This is a genomic window from Streptomyces sp. 2A115, assembly GCF_052245575.1.
In the GTDB taxonomy this organism is placed as follows: domain Bacteria; phylum Actinomycetota; class Actinomycetes; order Streptomycetales; family Streptomycetaceae; genus Streptomyces.
In genome coordinates this window covers 1-1645 of the sequence record NZ_JBQQCG010000212.1, presented here as the reverse complement: position 1 = coordinate 1645, position 1645 = coordinate 1, and the positions used below count along the sequence as shown (strand labels likewise).

The following is a 1645-nucleotide window of genomic DNA, read 5'->3' as shown; positions in this document are numbered from 1 at the left end:
CGCTGAGATGTGAATCCGGGGTCCCACGGGCATCTTTGAGTGCGGCCTCGCCGCGAGGCCGCACTCCTGTCGAGCCCGGTTCAGGCGGGTCCGGTTCCTGCGGGTCCGATGGTGACGTCGAAACCGAGGGCTTCGAGCTGGGCGGTCAGCCGCCTGGCACGTTGCTCGGGGCTGAATCGCCTCGCTGCCCAGTCGGGGCCCAACTCCCGGTATGGCACCTGGTCGTGGACGATGTGCCAGTAGGCCACGACGATGTCGTGGCGGGTCGCACCGAGAGCCTTGAAGCCGCCCGCCCGGCCTTTGATCTGCATGTGATGCGCGTGCAGATAGGTGCCCTTGGCCTTGACCGCGCCCCAGGCCGCTTCGGTCAGCGCGGCCTTCAGCCACTTCGGACCGGGCCGGCTGCGTCCGCCCCTGCGCTTGCCGCCCGAAGCATGATTGCCCGGACACACCCCCGCCCAGGAGGCGAGATGAGCCGAGGACGGGAACGCCGACATGTCCAGACCGATCTCGGCGATCAGCACCTGGGCGACCTTCGCCCCGACCCCGGGGATGGTCTGGATCAGCTCCAGGACCTCCTGGTGCGGGGCAAGCCGGATCGCGATCTCCGCATCGTAGGCGTCGAGCCGCTGCTCCAGCCCGTCGATATGCGCCAGCAGACCGCGCACGATGACACCGTGGTGCTCGATACGGAAGCGGTGCTCGAGAGCCTCCTCCAGAGCCTCCCGCTTCGAGCGGAGCCGTCCCTTGGCCAGCGCGGCCAGCTCCACCGGCGAGGTCACCCCGTCCAGCAGCGCCTCCAGCACGGCCCGCGCCGTCTTCGACCACACCTGCGAGGCCACCGAGGTCAGCTTGATACCGGCGTCCTGCAGCACCTTCTCCAGCCGCTGGATCACCCGCACCCGCTCCTGGGACACCGCCGTACGCGCCCGCGTCAGATCCCGCAGCTCACGAAACTCCTGCACCGGCACGAACGACGGCCGCACCAGACCGCACTCCAGGATCCGGGCGATCCACACCGAATCAGCGACATCGGTCTTGCGGCCGGGCACGTTCCGCAGATGGGCCGCGTTCACCAGCCAGCAGGTGAACCGCCCCTCCAGCGCGGCGAAGACGGGCTTCCAGTACACCCCCGTCGCTTCCATGCCGACCAGCTCCACCCCCTCGCAGACCAGCCAATCGCCCAGGTCGGCCAGCGCGCGCACGGTGGTCTTGAAGGTCCGGGTCTCCGTTGCCCGTGAACCTCTGCGCTGCCCCGGCGAGCGCACCGTCGCCACCGCCGTGTCTCGGTGCACGTCCAGTCCGGCACACCGCTCGAAGATCACCTGCATGCCCGGCCTCCTCCGTGACAGCACCCATCAACGTGCCGCCCGGAAGGGGCCTACTGATCCAAAGAGTCTGAGATTCGCGCTCGCAGCAGCAGTCAACAATCCCTCAAGCCCCAGCGTCATACTTTTCCCCGGACTCGTGGATACCAAGCGTCACCGACGTCTGCCCGGACCGCACCCCACCAGCATGCGAACGGCGCCACAGAGCACTCAACCCGCGCACAGAAGCCAACCACCCACCGGCCAAAAGCCGTTACGCGCCCCGGATTCTCATCCCGCTACGGTGCCGGCGCACAGCGCCGTCATGGGTACTTTTC

The 1645-nt window shown here is 68.3% G+C and carries 1 protein-coding gene; it reads right to left on the bottom strand.

Features of this window, described 5'->3' with window-relative positions:
- Positions 1-80: 80 nt before the first annotated feature.
- The gene (locus ACTWQR_RS55630; RefSeq protein WP_443234997.1) at positions 81-1331 is read right to left on the bottom strand and encodes an IS110 family transposase; all 1251 of its coding nucleotides are present in this window, start codon (positions 1329-1331) and stop codon (positions 81-83) included.
- Positions 1332-1645 lie beyond the last annotated feature (314 nt).